This window comes from Pseudomonas sp. GW821-FHT04C07, assembly GCF_059420325.1.
In genome coordinates, this window is sequence record NZ_JBWKTM010000011.1 from 1 (window position 1) to 18643 (window position 18643).

Here is an 18643-nt window from a genome sequence, read left to right on the forward strand (position 1 = left end):
GTCCCCTAGGGGACTCGAACCCCTGTTACCGCCGTGAAAGGGCGGTGTCCTAGGCCACTAGACGAAGGGGACGCAAACCCTTCTATACATCTGATCAGGCTGAGTCTGATCGATTCAAGGCCGGTGTGGCCAGACCTTGAACTGTAAAATTGGTGGAGCTAAACGGGATCGAACCGTTGACCTCTTGCATGCCATGCAAGCGCTCTCCCAGCTGAGCTATAGCCCCTCGTCGGTGAGGACGGGGCGAATCTTAAGGGCGTATTGGGAAGCTGTCAAATTCTTTTTCAACAATTTTCAATATTTTTTGTCGGCATAACAATCACTTACCGCCCTCCCCTAGAGAATCCGGGGAGGGCATCCACTCTGTAGCAGCTGCCGAAGGCTGCGTTGGACCATGAAGTGCTCCTGAATCGGGCGTCCTGCCCTTTATCAGTAAATTGAGTCGAGGCCATTTAAGGGCCGCTTCGCAGCCCAACGCAGCCTGCGGCAGCTGCTACAGAGGGAACGTGCCGACTCAGCCGTCTCAGGCGATAGCGCCCAGGAGTTTTTCCCACTCCTTGTTTTCCTTCTTCGACACACCACCGAGCAAGTCGATGGCCTGGCGCAGGCGGAAACGCGTCAGGTCCGGACCGAGGATTTCCATCGCATCGAGCACCGACACCGAGCTGGCCTGGCCAGTGATGGCAGCGAACATCAGCGGCATGGCGTCACGCAGCTTCAGCTCCAGGGACTCGACCACGGCCTGAATGGTCGCGGTGATGCTGTCCTTCTCCCACTGACGCAGGCTTTCCAGCTTCCACAGGATCAGCTGCATCAGCTGACGCACCTGGTCGCCCGAGAGCTTCTTGGACTCGAACAGCCTGGCATCCGGCGTCACGCCACCGGCGAAGAAGAACCCGGCCAACGGCGCGATCTGGCTGAAGGTCTCAACCCGACCCTGCACGTGCGGTGCGATCTTCATCATGTATTCAGGATTCAGCGCCCAGGTCTGCACGCGACTGGCGAACTCTGCCACCGGCAGATCACGCAGCCACTGGCCGTTGAGCCAGGACAGCTTCTCGATGTCAAAGATCGGCCCGCCCAGGGAAACCCGCGACAGGTCGAAGTTGTCGACCATTTCCTGCAGTGAGAACTTCTCGCGCTCGTCCGGCATCGACCAGCCCATACGACCCAGGTAGTTGAGCATCGCTTCCGGCATGAAGCCCATGCGCTCGTAGAAGGTCACCGAGGTCGGGTTCTTGCGCTTGGACAACTTGCTCTTGTCCGGATTACGCAGCAGCGGCATGTAGCACAACTGCGGTTGTTCCCAGCCGAAGTATTCGTAAAGCAGGATCAGTTTCGGCGCCGAGGGCAGCCACTCTTCGCCGCGCAGGACGTGGGTGATGCCCATCAGGTGATCGTCGACCACGTTGGCAAGGAAGTAGGTCGGCAAGCCGTCGGTCTTCATCAGCACTTGCATGTCCATGCGATCCCATGGGATCTCGACGTCGCCACGGAGCATGTCCGGTACCACGCAGACGCCTTCTGTCGGCACCTTCATGCGGATCACGTGGGGCTCGCCAGCGGCCAGGCGGGAGGCGACTTCTTCTTTGGAGAGCAACAGCGCACGGCCGTCGTAGCGTGGGGTTTCTCCGCGGGCCATTTGCTCGGCGCGCATCTGGTCCAGTTCGTCGCTGGTGCAGAAGCACGGGAAGGCATGGCCCAGGTCGACCAGTTGCTGGCAGTACTTCTGGTAGATATCACCGCGCTCGCTCTGGCGATACGGGCCGTGCGGGCCGCCGACATCCGGACCTTCGCTCCAGTCGATGCCCAGCCAGCGCAAGGCATCGAAGATCTGCTGTTCGGACTCTCGGGTCGAACGCAATTGATCGGTGTCTTCGATCCGCAGGATGAACTCACCGCCATGCTGCTTGGCAAAGCAGTAGTTGAACAAAGCGATGTAGGCGGTGCCGACGTGGGGATCCCCGGTTGGCGATGGCGCGATGCGAGTGCGGACGGTGGTCATGGCATGTCTCGGAAAGAATATAAAAAGCGGAGATGAAACAAGGGGCGAATGGTAACAGGCGACACCGACCCGGCTCCAGTGAGCAGGGCATTTAAGCCAAGGTTGAGGCTACAAACCGCTCTAAAGCAGCTGAATGGCCGATTATCAGCAACCGGCATTTACCCCCCGCTGGCTATATGCCAGATTCGCCCCCCCTGTTAAATTTCCTTACACCTATCGACTACAGTCTGCCCATGCCTGCCCCACTCAAGCGTCGCCTGCTTACTTTTCTGTCGATCGTCCTGCTGATCGCACTGAGCCTCTTCGCCCAGTGGTTCTTCAAGGGACGATTTTATGAAAGCACCGATAACGCCTATGTCCAGGGCGAAATCACTCGCGTGTCCAGCCAACTGGGCGCACGCATCGACGAAGTGCTGGTGCGCGACAACCAGCACGTGGAAAAAGGCGAACTTCTGATCAGACTCGAAGGCGCTGACTTCCATCTCGCCGTCGACCGCGCCAACGCCACGCTGGCCACCCGCGAGGCGGAACGCCTGCAAGCCCAGAGCAAGCTGACCCAACAGGCGAGCCTGATCGCCGCCAGCCAGGCACAGGTTGCGTCCAGCCAGGCCAGCCTCGGACGTTCACAGATCGACCTGTCCCGCGCGCAGACCCTGCGTAAACCAGGTTATGTCTCGGAAGAACGGGTCACCACCCTCTCCGCCGACAACCATATCGCCCGTTCGCAAGTGGCCAAGGCCCAGGCTGACTTGCAAGCCCAGCGCCAGCAGGTCAATGCCCTCAGCGCCGAGATCAAACGCCTCGACGCGCAGATCGCCAACGCCAAAACCGACCTGGCTCAGGCCGAGCTGAACCTGGCCCGCAGTGAAATCCATGCACCGATCAGCGGCCTGATCGGCCAGCGCGCCGCCCGCAACGGCCAATATGTGCAGGCCGGTGCCTACTTGCTGTCGATCGTGCCGGATCAGGACATCTGGATTCAGGCCAACTTCAAGGAAACCCAGATCGGCCACATGAAGCCCGGGCAAAAAGCCGAGCTGACTTTCGACGCTTATGGCGACACACCGATCGAGGCCCGAGTCGACAGCCTGTTCGCCGCCTCTGGCGCGCAGTTCAGTCTGCTGCCGCCGGACAACGCCACTGGCAACTTCACCAAGGTGGTTCAGCGCATCCCGGTCAAACTGACCTTCGCCGCTGATAATCCGCTGCGCGGCAAAATTCGCCCGGGCATGTCGGTCACCGTCAAAGTCAACATCAAAGCCGACGCTGACGCAGAAAATGGCCGGTGATCAACTGATCCGTCCGGTCGGTGAACCGACCCGGCGCGACTGGATTGCGGTGATGAGCGCGATGCTCGGTGCCTTTATGGCGGTGCTCGACATCCAGATCACCAACTCCTCGCTCAAGGATATTCAGGGCGCGCTGTCGGCCACTCTTGAAGAAGGCTCGTGGATTTCCACCTCGTACCTGGTGGCGGAGATCATCATGATCCCCCTCACCGCCTGGCTGGTGCAGCTGCTGTCCGCACGACGACTGGCGGTATGGGTCTCGCTGGGCTTTCTGGCGGCCTCATTGCTGTGCTCCATCGCCTGGAGCCTGGAGAGCATGATCGTCTTTCGTGCCTTACAAGGCTTCACCGGCGGCGCGCTGATTCCGCTGGCGTTCACGCTGACGCTGATCAAGCTCCCCGAACACCACCGCGCCAAAGGTATGGCCATGTTCGCCATGACCGCGACCTTCGCTCCGTCCATCGGCCCGACCATCGGCGGCTGGCTCACCGAAAACTGGGGATGGCAATACATCTTCTACATCAACGTCCCGCCCGGTCTGATCATGATCGCCGGGTTGCTCTATGGCCTGGAGAAAAAGGAAGCCCACTGGGAACTGCTGAAAAGCACCGACTACACCGGCATTCTTACACTTGGCATCGGCCTGGGCTGTTTGCAGGTTTTTCTTGAAGAAGGCCATCGCAAAAACTGGCTGGAATCGAATCTGATCGTCACCCTGGGCAGCATCGCGCTGTTGAGCCTGATCACCTTTGTGATCGTGCAGATCTCCAAGCCTGACCCGCTGATCAATCTTGGCATCCTGCGTAACCGCAACTTCGGTCTGTCGAGCATCTCCAGCCTGGGGATGGGTGTCGGGCTGTACGGATCGATTTATCTGTTGCCGCTGTATCTGGCTCAGATCCAGAGCTACAACGCCTTGCAGATCGGCGAAGTGATTATGTGGATGGGCGTGCCGCAGCTGTTTCTGATCCCGCTGGTGCCCAAGCTGATGAAGTTCATCCCGCCCAAATTGCTGTGCACTTTGGGATTCGGACTATTCGGGCTGGCGAGTTTCTTGTCGGGCGCACTCAACCCGGACTTTGCCGGACCGCAGTTCAATCAGATCCAGCTCATCCGTGCCATGGGCCAGCCGCTGATCATGGTAACCATTTCGTTGATCGCCACTGCCTATATCCTGCCGCAGGACGCAGGGTCTGCTTCGAGCCTGTTCAACATCCTGCGCAACCTCGGTGGTGCGATCGGGATCGCCCTCCTCGCCACACTGCTCGACGCCCGAACCAAGACCTACTTCGACTATTTGCGAGAGTCCATCGTCCCGAGCAACCCACAGGTCGCCGAGCGTATTGCGATACTGACCGATAAATTCGGCAATGAGACCGCAGCGCTAGGCAAACTCAGCGAGATCGCCCATCAACAGGCGTCGATCATGGCCTACAACGATGCCTTTCATTTTGTCGGGATTGCATTGGGGATCAGCATGCTGGCGATTCTGCTGACCAAGGCATTGCCGGCGGGGATCAAGACTGGGGAAGCGCACTGACACCGAGTTAGTGATCGTTCCCACGCCGGGAATGCCACCCCGGACGCTCCGCGTCCGCTCTGGATGTGACGCGCAGCGTCACTGGATGCATTCCCACGCAGAGCGTGGGAACGATCGACCTCGATCATCAAACCACCATCAACCGTTCGCGCAGTTTGGCGATCTCGTCGCGCATTTGCGCAGCGGCTTCAAACTCAAGGTCTCGCGCCAACTGGTACATCTTCTCTTCGAGCTGGCGAATACGCTTGGAAATTTCGCTCGGCGAGCGCAGTTCGTTTTCGTACCTGGCGCTTTCCTCGGCAGCTTTGGCCATGCCTTTGCGCTTTTTGCTGCGCGAACCCGGCACGGTAGCGCCTTCCATGATGTCGGCAACGTCCTTGAACACGCCTTTGGGGGTAATGCCGTTGGCCAGGTTGAAGGCAATTTGCTTCTCGCGACGGCGCTCGGTCTCGCCAATCGCCCGCTCCATCGAACCGGTGATCCGGTCAGCGTAGAGAATCGCCCGCCCATTGAGGTTACGCGCTGCACGACCAATGGTCTGAATCAGTGAGCGCTCGGAACGCAGGAAGCCCTCCTTGTCCGCATCGAGAATCGCCACCAGTGACACCTCGGGCATGTCCAGACCTTCACGCAGCAGGTTGATCCCCACCAGCACATCAAACGTCCCCAGACGCAAATCACGAATGATTTCGACCCGCTCCACCGTATCGATGTCCGAGTGCAGATAACGCACTCGCACGCCATGGTCGGCCAGATAATCGGTGAGGTCTTCGGACATACGTTTGGTCAGCGTGGTCACCAGCACCCGCTCTTCCAGTGCCACACGCTTGTTGATTTCCGAGAGCAAATCATCGACTTGAGTCAGCGCCGGACGAATCTCGATCTGCGGATCCACCAGACCGGTCGGCCGCACCACCTGCTCGATCACGCGACCGGCGTGCTCGGCCTCATAGTTACCCGGTGTTGCCGATACGAAAATCGTCTGCGGGCTGATACTTTCCCATTCGTCAAAACGCATTGGCCGGTTGTCCAGCGCCGATGGAAGACGGAAACCGTATTCCACCAGGGTTTCCTTGCGCGAACGGTCGCCTTTGTACATCGCGCCGACCTGCGGCACGCTGACGTGGGATTCGTCGATCACCAGCAAGGCATCGGCTGGCAGGTAGTCAAACAAGGTTGGCGGCGCCTCACCCGATTCACGGCCCGACAGATAGCGTGAGTAGTTTTCGATGCCGTTGCAGTAACCCAGCTCGAGAATCATCTCCAGGTCAAAACGGGTGCGCTGCTCCAGACGCTGCGCTTCCACCAGCTTGTTATTGGAGCGCAGATATTCCAGGCGCTCCTGAAGCTCGACCTTGATCCCTTCGATGGCATCCAGCAGGGTTTCCCGTGGCGTCACGTAGTGGCTTTTCGGATAGAAGGTGAAACGCGGCAGTTTGCGGATCACTTCGCCAGTCAGCGGATCGAAGGCGGAAATCTTCTCCACTTCATCATCGAAGAGCTCGATGCGGATCGCTTCAAAATCAGATTCCGCCGGGTGGATATCAATCACATCGCCGCGTACGCGAAAGGTCGCACGGGCAAAGTCCATGTCATTGCGGGTGTATTGCAAGTCGGCGAGCCGGCGCAACAAGGCACGCTGATCGAGCTTGTCGCCGCGATCCACGTGCAGCACCATCTTCAAATAGGTTTCCGGACTGCCCAAGCCGTAGATGCACGAAACCGTGGTGACAATGATCGCGTCCTTGCGCTCCAGCAAGGCCTTGGTCGCGGACAACCGCATCTGTTCGATGTGATCGTTGATCGAAGCGTCTTTCTCGATAAAGGTGTCGGAAGACGGCACGTAGGCTTCAGGCTGGTAGTAGTCGTAGTAGGAAACGAAGTACTCCACCGCGTTGTTCGGGAAAAACGCCTTGAATTCCCCATACAGCTGCGCCGCCAGGGTCTTGTTCGGCGCCAGCACCAGGGTCGGGCGGTTGATCTGAGCGATCACGTTGGCAATGCTGAACGTCTTGCCCGAGCCGGTCACACCGAGCAGCGTCTGGTGCGCCAGCCCGGCCTCGATACCTTCGACCATCAGGCGAATGGCTTCCGGCTGATCGCCAGCGGGCTCAAAGCGGGTGACTAGCTGGAAATCAGACATAACGTACCTCTGGTGAAGGCCTGCCCGGCAATGCCGGACAGCAACGAGAAAGACCGCAAACGACCAATGTCGCCGGGAAAAAACTGGATTGTGCTCGATGTGGAGCCAAATGCCACAGGTTTCAAGGCAAACGCCCTACATCCCCACAACCCCCTTGATGTTGCAATTTGACTAACGGTCGAGAAATAAACCGAAAAACTTGCCTTAAAAGCCCAATCGCCTGTCGCAGCGATCGGTGATGGCCTCTATACTAGCTCCCCGTTTGTGCACCGCTCTAGTGCATTCGGCTGGAGCGCTGCACGTCCCTCCACACTCCATTCAGAGCCGCCGTAATAATGAGCCTGTTCTCCGCTGTCGAAATGGCACCACGCGATCCAATCCTGGGCCTCAACGAAGCATTCAACGCTGACACCCGCACTGACAAGGTCAACCTGGGGGTTGGTGTTTACTGCAACGAGGAGGGGCGAATTCCACTCCTGCGAGCCGTTGTCGAAGCCGAGACGATTCGCGCCGCTCAACATGCTTCCCGTGGCTACCTGCCGATCGACGGCATTGCCGCCTACGACCAGGCCGTGCAAAAGCTGCTGTTCGGTAAAGACTCGCCACTGCTCGCGGCTGGCCGGGTTGTCACCACCCAGTCCGTCGGCGGTACCGGCGCGCTGAAAATCGGTGCTGACTTCCTCAAGCAACTGCTGCCGAACGCCGTCGTTGCCATCAGCGACCCAAGCTGGGAAAACCACCGCGCGCTGTTCGAAACCGCCGGTTTCCCGGTTCAGAACTATCGCTACTACGACGCCGCGACTCACGACGTAAACCGCACTGGCCTGCTGGAAGACCTGAACGCCCTGCCAGCCGGCTCGATCGTTGTGCTGCACGCTTGCTGCCACAACCCGACTGGCGTCGACTTGAGCCCGGCTGACTGGAAAAACGTTCTGGACGTGGTCAAGGCGAAAAACCTCGTACCGTTCCTCGACATGGCCTACCAGGGCTTTGGCGACGGCATCGACGAAGACGCCGCTGCTGTGCGCCTGTTCGCCGAGTCGGGCCTGAACTTCTTCGTTTCCAGCTCGTTCTCCAAGTCGTTCTCGCTGTACGGCGAGCGTGTTGGCGCACTGTCGATCGTCAGCGAATCGAAAGAAGAAAGCGCGCGCGTACTGTCGCAAGTCAAACGCGTGATTCGCACCAACTACTCCAACCCACCGACCCACGGTGCAGCCATTGTTGCCGCCGTACTGAACAGCCCTGAGCTGCGCGCCCAGTGGGAACAGGAACTGGCCGAGATGCGTCTGCGCATTCGCGGCATGCGCACGCAGATGGTCGATCTGCTGGCGAAAAACGCGCCTGACCGCGACTTCAGCTTCGTCGGTCGTCAGTGTGGCATGTTCTCCTACTCCGGCCTGACCGTTGAGCAGGTTACCCGCCTGCGCACCGAGTTCGGCATCTATGCACTGGACACCGGCCGCATCTGCGTCGCCGCGCTGAACCAGAGCAATATCGATGTGGTGACCAAGGCCATCGTTCAGGTGATCTAAGCCACACGCGCGACAGAAAAGGGGAAGCCGTTTGGCTTCCCCTTTTCGTTGCTGCCCAGAAAATCAACAGCGTGGCGCACATGCACTCTAGACTGATGGTCTAGCGCCCTGCCTATTCGAGATATCTTATGAAAAACGATGATTTACGCGCTGACCGCGATGAAGACCTGGATCACTTCGTGCCGCGCAACCAGACCAAACGCAGCAGCGGACTGGTGTGGCAGGTTGCCTTGGGCGTGTTTCTCGGTGGCCTGGCCCTGTGGCTGGTGCAACTGGCTGCCACCTCGCTGTACGCCAAGTTCATGCTCGGCACCTTTACCTTCGGCGGATAAGGTCGATCAGCCCGCCAGTTCGGTCGAACGCTGACTGGCGGCGTCGTCAAAGGCCACATACAGCGACTCGGCGACCTGGCTTTTGATCGCCTTGGTGCTTTCCAGCCCCAACACAAAGCCTTCGGCCTTGCCGCCAGCACGATTCAGGTCCTCGGTGGAACCGGCCTGAATGATCGCCTCGAAAAGCTTCTCGACGTGCGGGCCAACACCTTTGGGCAGGCTGATCTGGGCAATGCTCATGCGCTCACCGCCACAGGCTGTGAAACGCAAAACACTTGTTGATGGGTCATGACACGTACCTTTTCGGCTGGGGGCCGGCAGCGCGTGAAACCACTTCCGGGGCGTCATGGTAGACCTCTGCCTGCCTTCTGGTAACCGCCAATCGCATTTTGCCTGGCCAGCCATCCCCTGATCCGACTTGAAAAGCATCGAAGATGCCAAGCGGCACTTGACTTCTCCTTTTCAATCAGTAACATAGGCCACATTCCGCGATAGCTCAGTTGGTAGAGCAAGTGACTGTTAATCACTGGGTCCCTGGTTCGAGTCCAGGTCGTGGAGCCAGACAAGGTTCCAGAGAAGGCTTCCAAAATCTCTGAAACTCCCGAAAAACCCGCCTTCTTTTGGCGGGTTTTTTCGTTTTCGGCAACTACCTCATCGTTGGCCTCGCCGATGCGCGCCGCAAGCGCCTGGAGGTCAAGCGGATGCTGGCGGATGGCATTGCCCCCATAGGAGCCAAGAACCAAGCCAAGACCCAAGCCCTGATCAAAGGCCGCACCTTTAAAAGCGTTGCCCTCGGCTGGCACACGGAAATGTCAGCCAAATGGACACCAGACTATTCCAAGACAGTGATGAGTCGCCTCAAAACCCACCTCTTCCCGCTGATCGGCGCCCGTGCAATTGTCGACCTCGGTACCCACGACCTTATGCAGCCCCTGGAAGCGATTAAGAAGCGCGGGACGATAGACGTCGCTTTAAGGGTACAAAACTACCTGCAGAGCATCATGCGCGAGGCAAAGCGCCTCCGGCTTATCACCGTAAACCCTGCTTACGACCACGTAGGCTCGATCAAAGCCTCGCGGGTCGTCCACCACCCCGCTTTATCCTTATCGCGCTTGCCTGAATTGCAGGAACGGATCGGACCGCAAGCGCAGAAAGATCTATTTGGCAGCGGGCATTACGGCACGGTCAAAGCGCACAGTGATCGGTGGCAGGCGTTTGTACGCTGGTGTCGCTCGGAGGATGGACCAGGGTTTAACGATGCGCGACTAATTGATCGGCAGACCTTGCTGACTACGCCATATATCTGCGTCACCAAGTTGAACAAGGTTTTTTGAGACGATCCAGGCACGCAGGTATCAAGCAACATGAGTGTTCGCTGCAAGCTCATGCACGGGCTCAGGCTTGATCTTGAACCAGAGGGCGTACATCGCTGGCAGGAACACCAGGGTCAGCACGGTGCCGGCAAACGTACCGCCAATCAGGGTGTAGGCCAGCGTTCCCCAGAACACCGAATGGGTCAGCGGAATGAACGCCAGCATTGCCGCCAACGCCGTGAGAATCACGGGCCTCGCGCGCTGCACAGTGGCTTCGACCACGGCGTTGTGAGGCGACAGGCCGGCTTGCTCATTGGAGTGAATCTGTCCGATGAGGATCAGCGTGTTGCGCATCAGAATTCCTGACAAGGCAATCAGTCCCACCAAGGCGTTGATCCCGAACGGTTGCTGGAACAGCAGCAGAATTGGCACCACACCAATCAGGCCCAAAGGCGCGGTGGCGAACACCATCATCATTGCCGACATCGAGCGCACCTGAATAATGATGGTCAGCAACATCAGCGCGATCATGATCGGGAACAACGGTAGCAATGCCTTGTTCGCTTTACCCGACTCCTCGATCGAGCCGGCAAACTCAATCCGGTAGCCCGCCGGCAGTTTTTCGATGATGGGCTGCAACTGCGTTATCAAGGCGTTGGAGACATCGGGAGGCTGAAGACCTTCAGCCACGTCACCGCGCACAGTTATCGTCGGCGTACGATCACGACGTCGCAGAATGGGCTCCTCCATGCGCACATCCACCGCCCCTACCTGGGACAGCGACACGCGCTGCCCTTGGGCACCGGTCAGCGTGAAGGCGGCAATTTTCGACGGATCCAGACGCGTCTCTCCCGCCGAGCGAGCGACCACCTGAACCGAACGAATGTCCTCACGCACCTCGGTGACAGGCACCCCCGTGAGCAGGAATTGCAGCTGTTGCGCGACATCGGTCGAGGTCAAGCCGAATGCTTGCAGGCGATCCTGATCCAGCGTGAGATGAAGTGCCGGCGCGCGCTCGCCCAAGTCGGTGTTGACGGTCCTCATCATGGGGCTGGCGGTCATGACCTCACGCACCTGCGCGGCGATATCCCGCAACACCGCGGGGTCGGCGCCCATCACCCGAAAGGCCACTGGATACGGTGAATAAGGACCAAATACCAACTGCGTCACCCGCACCCGGGCTTCAGGCGCCAAGCCATCGGCTGCGGCTTGCCTGAGGCGGAGCTTGAGCGCCTCGCGCTCTTGCTGACTCGCGGTCAGGACGACGATTTTTGCGAAGGATGGATCGGGTAGCTCAGGGGCCATCGCCAAATAGAAGCGCGGCGCACCCTGGCCAATGTAAGCGGTGACGATCTTGGCTTCCGACTGCAGAGCCAACCACGCCTCGACCTTGGCCGCGGCCGCATCAGTCTGTTCTATAGAGGTGCCGTAAGGCATCTGCACCTCAACCAGCACCTCAGGTCGGTCGGACGTTGGAAAGAACTGCTTCTTGACCACGCCCATGCCCAGAATCGCAACAACAAACAAGCCAACGACGGATGTAGCCACCAGGCCTTTGCGGCGGATCACACTGCCCAGCAGGCGCCTGAAACGCTGGTAGTTCGGTGTACCGTAAATCGCCGCATGCCCGCCTTCAGGCACCTTGATCTGCGGCAGCAGTTTGACGCCCAGGTAAGGGGTAAACACCACGGCCACCACCCAGGAAGTGATCAGCGCAATGCCAACGATCCAGAACATGTTCGCGGTGTACTCACCAGCCGTCGACTTGGCAAAACCGTTGGGCATAAAGCCGATCGCCGTCACCAACGTCCCCGACAACATCGGCGCGGCCGTGTGGCTCCAGGCATAAGCGGAGGCCTTGATTCGGTCGTAGCCCTCCTCCATCTTCACCACCATCATTTCAATGGCAATGATTGCATCGTCCACCAGCAGTCCCAGCGCCAGAATCAACGAGCCCAGGGTAATTCGATCGAAGTCTTTGCCCGTGGCCGCCATGACAATGAACACGGCCGCCAGGGTCAGCGGCACCGCCGCGGCAACCACAACGCCGACACGCCAGCCCATGCTGAGAAAACACACCAACAGCACCACGCCCAGGGCAGCAAAAAACTTCACCATGAACTCGTTGACGGATGCGCCAATATTCACCGCCTGATCCGTGACCCTGGTCAGGCTCATGCCCAAAGGCATCTGCTCGTTGATCGCTGTCGCCTCGGCCTCCAGCGACTTCCCCAGATCCAGACCGTTCCAGCCATCGCGCATGACCACGCCGAGCAACAATGCGGGCTCGCCATTGTTGCGTACCAGGAACGTCGCAGGGTCCTCATAACCGCGCTTGACCTCAGCCACATCGGACAACTTGAGGGTTCTGCCCTGCACCGTCAGTGGGGTATTACGAATCTTCTGCAGGTCATCAAACGCGCCATCCAGGCGGATGAACACCTGTGGGCCCTTCGCTTCAACTGAGCCGGCCGGCGTTATCATGTTCTGCGTGTTCAACGCACTGAAGATTTCTCGTGCGGAAATGCCCAGTGTCGCCAGACGCTCGTAGGACAGCTCGACAAAAATGCGCTCGGCCTGTTCACCGATGATGTTGACCTTCTTCACACCCGCCACATGCAGCAGACGCTGGCGCAAGCTCTCGGCTTCGCGCACCAACAGACGTTGCGGCTCGCCCTTGGCCTTGAGCGCATAGAGCGCGAAGGTGACATCGGAATACTCATCATTGACCATCGGGCCGATCACCCCAGACGGCAACCCCTTCTGCTCATCCAGGATTTTCTTGCGCGCCTGGTAAAACTCCTCCTGGACGGCTGGGGGCGGCGTGCTATCGAGCAGATAAACCGTGGTGAATGCCAAGCCGGGCCGGGTAAAGGTCTCGGTCCGGTCGTACCAACGCAGTTCCTGCATGCGTTTTTCCAGCTTTTCTACCACCTGGTCTTGGATCTCCTGGGCCGTCGCCCCAGGCCAGGCGGTGACCACCGTCATTTGTTTAATAGTGAATGCGGGGTCTTCCGCACGCCCCAGTTTGAAGAAGGCGTACAACCCACCCACAGAAATCAGCAGGATCAAAAACAGGGTGATTGAACGCTCGCGTACTGCCAGCGCCGAAAGATTGAAGCCGCTCATCGACTCACCTCAACCACCGTTTTTTGCGTGGCACCGGCAACTTCAGTCCTGACCTTCTCTCCCTCATTCAATAGGTGTGCACCCAATGCGACGACACGATCACCCACCTGGAGATCACCCGTCACGCGCACGCTGGCCTCATTATTCAAGCTGCGAACCTTGATCGGGCGCCATACCACATGCTCCGGTTCTCCCCCAACCACCCAGACACCCGGGCCTTTACCCGCGTCGTAGAGGGCCCCCATGGGCACCTGTAATTCCTTGGCATCAGCAACATCCGTGTCGGCGATAACCACTGAGATCGTCGAACCCAGGGTGGCGTTGGAGAGCGCTCCCTCCAGCACATAACGCGCTTCAAACGTTCGGGTCTGTCGGTCCGCAGAGTCGGACAGCTGACGTAAACGGGCGCTGCCTGCACGCTGGTTCTGCCCGTAGAGCTCAACCGTCGCCGCCGAGCCCAGCTCAGGACGTAGCGTCTCGGGTAACTGGATCACGGCCTCGCGTTGCCCTGAATGGGCAACGCGTACCACCATCTGTCCTGCGCCAACCACCTGCCCCGGCTCCGCCAAGGTATCCACTACAACCCCATCAGCATCCGCCAGCAACGTCGAATAACCGGTCGCGTTTTTCGCCACATCAGCCTGAGCCTGGGCAGCGTTTAGCTGAGCTTTCGCCGAGTCGGCAGCCGCTTTGATCCCTGCGTAAGCTGAGGCAGATACCGCACCGACGGACACCAAATCACGGTAGCGAAGCTCATCATCGGAGGCCTGCCGCGCTCGGGCCATAGCGGCCAGCACCGCTTCCTGCTGCGCCCTCGCGGCCAGCGTCAGGTCGTTGGCATCGATGCGCATGAGTGGCTGCCCACGTTTGACACTCTGCCCAGAGTCCACCAAGCGCTCCAAGACTTTCCCAGGCACCCGAAAACCGAGATCGCTCTGAACTCGAGCCGCGACGATACCGGTGAATACCCGTGCCGCAGGCGCAGAGGGTTGAACCACGCCGATGCGCACCAAGGGCACTTGAAGGCGAGGATCGGCAGGCGTGGCCTCGTTGCAGGCTGCCAGGGCAAACGGCAACAAGACAATGAAAATGAGTGACATGCGGTGGCGCTGGATCATAAAGACCTCCCGGTAGCGGATGCACCATGCTTATTCAAGTGACCAATTCTGTCAATAGTCACTACCGAGACGAATGAACATTCCCCCACTTGATCAGAGCAAAGCAGAGAGGCTTGATATCTAGTTTTTTCAGGCGCACACGCCGATACGGATGCGCAGCGCATCCGTCAGCAGAGGTTTAAGGCATCAGGCTGCGCAGAACAAGATTGGAGATAAGAGAAGGGGCTTCTTCAACAAAATCGAGGTTGTACTGCAATAGCAAAGGATTGATGAAAGGCCGCAGAGCGAGATGAATCGCCTCTACCGTCTCGTCCAGCGGTGTCTTGCGTTCAAACTCGCCGAGCTCTCGCCCCTCACGCACGATTTGCGACACGAAGCTCTTGATCTGAGCGTCATAGACTTGTGAGCAGGGCCAGCGCTCCGACGCGGCGAACGCTGCGATGTCATAGAGTTTACGGTCGTTAAAGAACAGGCTCACACCTGTAGCGATTAAGGTTTTGACCAGGCGCCGAAAACGTTCAGTCGGCGAGATGCCGTCTACATTGATGGCCTGCTCCACTGCCGCAACGATTTCAGTCAGGCAATTTGTACAGATTGCTTCACCAATCGCCTGCTTGGACTCAAAGAATTTGTAGATGTAAGCCTTGGAAAAGCCGATGGCCTTGGCTAGGTCAGAAACCGTTGTTTTGCCATAACCGTACTGACTGAAATGCTCGTTGGCCGCCGCGACAATCTGGTCTCGAATGTCGTGATCGACTGGGCCACGGGCGCTGGGCGAAGAAACTGATGGCTGATTCATGCGAGCAGCTTACTCATCCCAACGGTGGTTGACAACTTGTGACCAAATTGTAATATCGTCACAAAACGACCCTTTCGCAGGTATCGCATGCACCCTCCTCCTCGTTTCGCCGTCTTACTGTGTTTGGGTATGGTTGCAGGTTGCGCAGTGGGCCCCGACTACTCAGAACCCAGTGTGGAATTGCCCGAGCATTTCTCGGCGCAAACGTCCAAGGCACGACAAGTGGGCGCCGCAAATGCCGATCTCGCCGCTTGGTGGAACGCATTTAATGACCCGATACTCAATCAGCTGATAAATCGAGCACTTGAACAGAACCTCGATTTAGCCCAGGCAAGCGCAAGGATCGAGCAGGCTCGCGCCGGTTTGGGCGCAGCTAACGCAGCCCTCCTGCCGTCGGCTACCGTCAACGGTCAAGCGGCCCGAGCCCGTCAGTCATTGGAGACTCCGTTGGGTCAAGTGCTGAACTCAAACCCTTCCTATAATCGCTACGGCAGTGCCTATGAGGCGAATTTGAATGCCAGCTGGGAGCTGGATGTGTTTGGCGGGCTGCGCCGAGGTAAAGAAGCCGCCTTCGCCGATTATCAGGCCTCACAAGCCGGGGCGATTGCCACACGCCTGGCAGTGGTCGCGCAGACAGCCGATCTTTACATTAGCATCCGTGGCCTTCAAGCACGCCTGGAAATTGCCCGGCAGCAAGTAGACACACGACAACAACTGCTCACCACCATCGAACATCTCTACGCAAAAGGCCTGGCGGCTGAACTGCAGTTGAACCAGACCCAAGGCGCGCTGAATCAAGCGCAGGCCACCGTTCCGGTACTGCAAGCAGGCATTGACGCGGCAATGAATGCGCTGGATGTCATGTTGGGCAAGGCGCCCGGCACTTATAGCGCGCAGTTGACTAAGCCGGCGCCCATCCCTGATGTGTCAGGCCTCTCGGACATGGGTGCTCCGGCCGACCTGCTGCGTCGGCGTCCAGACTTGATCGTCGCTGAGCGCCGACTTGCGGCATCCAACGCACGCATCGGCGAAGCCATGTCCGAGTACTACCCCAAACTGTCTGTGGGGGCGCTGCTCGGCAGTGCTACCTCGGTATCCAGTGCAAACCTGTTCAGCAATGGCGCCAGTCAGGCTTCGGCGGCACTGGGATTACGTTGGAGGCTGTTCGATTTTGGCCGCATCAACGCTCAAATTGATTTGGCGAAAGGCCAAGAAGCCGAAGCCTTAGCCGCTTACCGCCAGTCCGTTCTGCGGGCCTGCGAAGATGTTGAAAGCGCTTTTTCGGCGCTGATCAACCGCGAGCAACAATCGACACAACTCGCCCAGGGTGAGGCGGCGTATGCGAAAGCCCGAGCGACGTCGTTTGTCGCCTATGAAAAAGGCGTGGTCAGCCTGATCGAAGTACTGGATGCCGATGAACACCTTTTAGCGGCATCTGATGGCAGAGCTCAGGCACAAACTGAATCGGCTCGCGCTGCAGTGGCCACGTTCAAAGCATTAGGCGGCGGTTGGCAGAGAGAAAACTCAAATGCTCGTGTTGTCTCAAAGGCACTGTAAGACCTTAGATGCGTAATTGCATCCATCTGACCAACTGGTTGCATCTACGTTGACCACAGATTGCATTTGTATTGACCACTAGACAGTGCCTAGGAGACCGGCAGAAAGCGGCCAAAAACGGTCATTCTTCAACACTCATTTCTTAGGCCGTCTGCCTACGTATAGCGAGAATCGCAGCACCAAATCCGATGAACGTTACCCCAACCACCCGGCTAACCCAGCGGGACAGTTCGGGTCGTACCAGCACGCCTTTGGCGCGCGAGGCCAGCGCGGCATACAGGCTCAACGACGACACCGAGAGCGTCATGAAAATCGCGGTCAGGATCAGAAATTGTGGGAACAGCGCTGCGTTTTGATCGATGAACTGCGGGAATAACGCCGTAAAAAACAGAGTCGCCTTGGGGTTGGAGAGCGCGGTAAAAAACGCCGACCTGTACAGTTTGAGGCGCGTGGGCCGCAGGCGCTGCCCCTCCTGAACGCCATCAGCCAGCAGCGGCGTCTTGTTGAGCAACTGCCTCACCCCCAGGTAGAACAGATACCCGGCGCCGACGATCTTTACCATGTTGAACAACCCTTCGGAGCTGGCAAGCAGCGCCCCCAACCCCAGCATCGCTGCCGCCGACAGGCAAAACAGGCCACTGGCATTGCCCAGCGAGGACCACATAGCGCTGCGTTGGCCATGGGCGAGGCTGTTGTTGATCGCCATCAATGTTGCAGGCCCCGGGCTGGCGATGGCAATCGCAGCGACCAGGGTAAAAGCCAGCATCGTGTTCGGGTCCATGGTTCCAGGCTCGTAGAAAATTGAGGGCATACTACCGAAGACTTGTTACCTGATGATGCAAATTACTCATCACCTATAGGAGCAACCGGAGCCCCGCCAGCGACCCCACGGCAATCGCGACGGTGAACAGCATCGGCAAGCGCCACGCGGCAACCAGCGTGATGCCCAATGCGATCAACTCTTCAGGATGAGGCGAGACGAAGTGTGGAGCGATCACCGAAATCAGCACGCAACCCGGTGCTGCCTCCATTACCGCGCGGGCACGCGGCCCGAGCTTGCGTTTGCGCAGCAGCAGATAACCGGCCAGGCGTGTCGCATAGGTGGCTGATGCCATGCCCACTATCGTCAGCAAAGCCGCCATGCTGATCATGAGTCCATCGCCCGCAAGTAAGTGAACAGCATCCCGGCGATGACGCCGGCAAATACGAACCAGGCGCCGGGCACCGTGAGGTAGACCAGGATCGCGACCAGCAGGCTGATCAACCAGGAACAAGCCAACCGCGGGCCTTTCCACATGCCCCTGAGCAGCACGATGAAGACCGCCGGAAACGCCATGGCAAAGCCATAGGCTTCGATGTTACCCAGTGCCGGTCCGATCGCTGCGCCGATCAAGGCAAAACCGACCCAGACCGGGTAGAAAGGCAAGCAAACGCCCCAGTAGTAAGGCCAACTGAAGGCTGTTGGCTGCTGTGCCGAAGACCGTCGCAAGGTGTCGGCATAGCTGATCGCCCAGCCCTCGTCCGCCATGAAGAACAAGGCCGGGATCACCTTGCGTTTGGGTAAGTGCTGGAGATAAGGCGCCAGCGCTGCGCCCATCACGATATGGCGGCTGTTGATCAGCAGTGTGATGAGCACGATCGTCAACATCGGTGGCACCGCAGCCCACAGCTTGATGGCGGCGAACTCCGAACCGCCGGCGAAGTTGAGGCCGGTCATGGCACCCACTTCAACCAGTGACAGCCCTACCTGGGAGGCTTGCGCACCGAGGACCATGGCATAGGGGGCGACCGCGAACATGACCGGGAGTGCGTCCCTCGCCCCTCGCAGGATCTCGCTTCTCGTGTAGGGGTGGGTCATTGGCGGCTTCTCACTGCGTCGCTATTGC

General features: G+C 58.7%; 14 protein-coding genes, 3 tRNA genes and 2 pseudogenes. 8 read left to right on the top strand and 11 right to left on the bottom strand.

Annotation, left to right across the window (positions count from 1 at the left end; all coding sequences use genetic code 11):
- The 3 genes from AC07UI_RS19690 to gltX all read right to left on the bottom strand — a co-directional run bounded on the left by AC07UI_RS19690 (position 1) and on the right by gltX (position 2005).
- Positions 1-72, bottom strand: a tRNA-Glu gene (locus AC07UI_RS19690).
- Positions 73-150: 78 nt separating this feature from the next.
- Positions 151-226 (bottom strand) — tRNA-Ala (locus tag AC07UI_RS19695).
- Between the two features lie 297 nt (positions 227-523).
- On the bottom strand, positions 524-2005 hold the full coding sequence (gene gltX, locus AC07UI_RS19700) for a glutamate--tRNA ligase (protein WP_494994083.1): 1482 nt from the start codon (positions 2003-2005) through the stop codon (positions 524-526).
- Between the two features lie 233 nt (positions 2006-2238).
- Here gltX and AC07UI_RS19705 point away from each other — a divergent pair, with 233 nt between their 5' ends.
- Together AC07UI_RS19705 and AC07UI_RS19710 are read left to right on the top strand one after the other, a co-directional pair.
- Positions 2239-3294 carry an HlyD family secretion protein gene (locus AC07UI_RS19705; RefSeq protein WP_494994084.1) on the top strand — a complete coding sequence of 352 codons (1056 nt, stop codon included), beginning with the start codon at positions 2239-2241 and terminating at the stop codon, positions 3292-3294.
- Positions 3284-4834, top strand: coding sequence for an MDR family MFS transporter (locus AC07UI_RS19710; RefSeq protein ID WP_494994085.1), 1551 nt, complete (start codon positions 3284-3286; stop codon positions 4832-4834). Before AC07UI_RS19705 ends, AC07UI_RS19710 begins: the two co-directional genes overlap by 11 nt.
- Positions 4835-4961: 127 nt before the next feature.
- Here the strand turns inward: AC07UI_RS19710 and uvrB are convergent, their stop codons facing one another.
- Complete coding sequence (uvrB, locus tag AC07UI_RS19715) at positions 4962-6977, bottom strand: excinuclease ABC subunit UvrB (RefSeq protein ID WP_494994086.1); 2016 nt, start codon at positions 6975-6977, stop codon at positions 4962-4964.
- Between the two features lie 335 nt (positions 6978-7312).
- Between uvrB and AC07UI_RS19720 the strand changes: the two genes are divergently transcribed.
- Together AC07UI_RS19720 and AC07UI_RS19725 are read left to right on the top strand one after the other, a co-directional pair.
- On the top strand, positions 7313-8509 hold the full coding sequence (locus tag AC07UI_RS19720) for an amino acid aminotransferase (protein ID WP_494994087.1): 1197 nt from the start codon (positions 7313-7315) through the stop codon (positions 8507-8509).
- Between the two features lie 128 nt (positions 8510-8637).
- Positions 8638-8841: a hypothetical protein gene (locus tag AC07UI_RS19725; RefSeq protein ID WP_123425711.1), complete on the top strand. Its 204-nt coding sequence runs from the start codon at positions 8638-8640 to the stop codon at positions 8839-8841.
- 6 nt (positions 8842-8847) lie between these two features.
- Here AC07UI_RS19725 and AC07UI_RS19730 read toward each other — a convergent pair whose 3' ends face one another.
- On the bottom strand, positions 8848-9081 hold the full coding sequence (locus AC07UI_RS19730) for a hypothetical protein (RefSeq protein ID WP_494994088.1): 234 nt from the start codon (positions 9079-9081) through the stop codon (positions 8848-8850).
- 245 nt (positions 9082-9326) lie between these two features.
- On the opposite strand from AC07UI_RS19730, the gene AC07UI_RS19735 reads away from it, so the two are divergent.
- The 3 genes and pseudogenes from AC07UI_RS19735 to AC07UI_RS19745 all read left to right on the top strand — a co-directional run.
- A tRNA-Asn gene (locus AC07UI_RS19735) sits at positions 9327-9402 on the top strand.
- Positions 9403-9467: 65 nt separating this feature from the next.
- Positions 9468-9977: pseudogene (locus AC07UI_RS19740) on the top strand (tyrosine-type recombinase/integrase); the annotation flags it as partial.
- Positions 9978-10168: pseudogene (locus tag AC07UI_RS19745) on the top strand (integrase domain-containing protein); the annotation flags it as partial.
- A gap of 28 nt (positions 10169-10196) precedes the next feature.
- On the opposite strand, the gene AC07UI_RS19750 reads toward AC07UI_RS19745, so the two are convergent.
- The 3 genes from AC07UI_RS19750 to AC07UI_RS19760 all read right to left on the bottom strand — a co-directional run bounded on the left by AC07UI_RS19750 (position 10197) and on the right by AC07UI_RS19760 (position 15200).
- Entirely contained in the window at positions 10197-13283 is a 3087-nt protein-coding gene (locus tag AC07UI_RS19750; RefSeq protein ID WP_494994089.1) for an efflux RND transporter permease subunit, read from the bottom strand.
- The gene (locus tag AC07UI_RS19755) at positions 13280-14401 is read right to left on the bottom strand and encodes an efflux RND transporter periplasmic adaptor subunit (RefSeq protein WP_494994090.1); all 1122 of its coding nucleotides are present in this window, start codon (positions 14399-14401) and stop codon (positions 13280-13282) included. Before AC07UI_RS19755 ends, AC07UI_RS19750 begins: the two co-directional genes overlap by 4 nt.
- A gap of 178 nt (positions 14402-14579) precedes the next feature.
- A complete protein-coding gene (locus AC07UI_RS19760) occupies positions 14580-15200 on the bottom strand; it encodes a TetR/AcrR family transcriptional regulator (RefSeq protein WP_494994091.1) in 621 nt (206 codons plus the stop codon).
- Between the two features lie 87 nt (positions 15201-15287).
- On the opposite strand from AC07UI_RS19760, the gene AC07UI_RS19765 reads away from it, so the two are divergent.
- Complete coding sequence (locus AC07UI_RS19765; protein ID WP_494994092.1) at positions 15288-16757, top strand: efflux transporter outer membrane subunit; 1470 nt, start codon at positions 15288-15290, stop codon at positions 16755-16757.
- A gap of 142 nt (positions 16758-16899) precedes the next feature.
- Here AC07UI_RS19765 and AC07UI_RS19770 read toward each other — a convergent pair whose 3' ends face one another.
- The 3 genes from AC07UI_RS19770 to AC07UI_RS19780 form a co-directional block, all read right to left on the bottom strand.
- Complete coding sequence (locus AC07UI_RS19770) at positions 16900-17538, bottom strand: LysE family translocator (RefSeq protein ID WP_494994093.1); 639 nt, start codon at positions 17536-17538, stop codon at positions 16900-16902.
- Between the two features lie 73 nt (positions 17539-17611).
- Positions 17612-17908 (bottom strand): AzlD family protein, encoded by a 297-nt coding sequence (locus AC07UI_RS19775; protein ID WP_310061667.1) that lies wholly within the window; start codon positions 17906-17908, stop codon positions 17612-17614.
- The gene (locus AC07UI_RS19780) at positions 17905-18615 is read right to left on the bottom strand and encodes an AzlC family ABC transporter permease (RefSeq protein ID WP_310061664.1); all 711 of its coding nucleotides are present in this window, start codon (positions 18613-18615) and stop codon (positions 17905-17907) included. Before AC07UI_RS19780 ends, AC07UI_RS19775 begins: the two co-directional genes overlap by 4 nt.
- Positions 18616-18643: the final 28 nt, after the last annotated feature.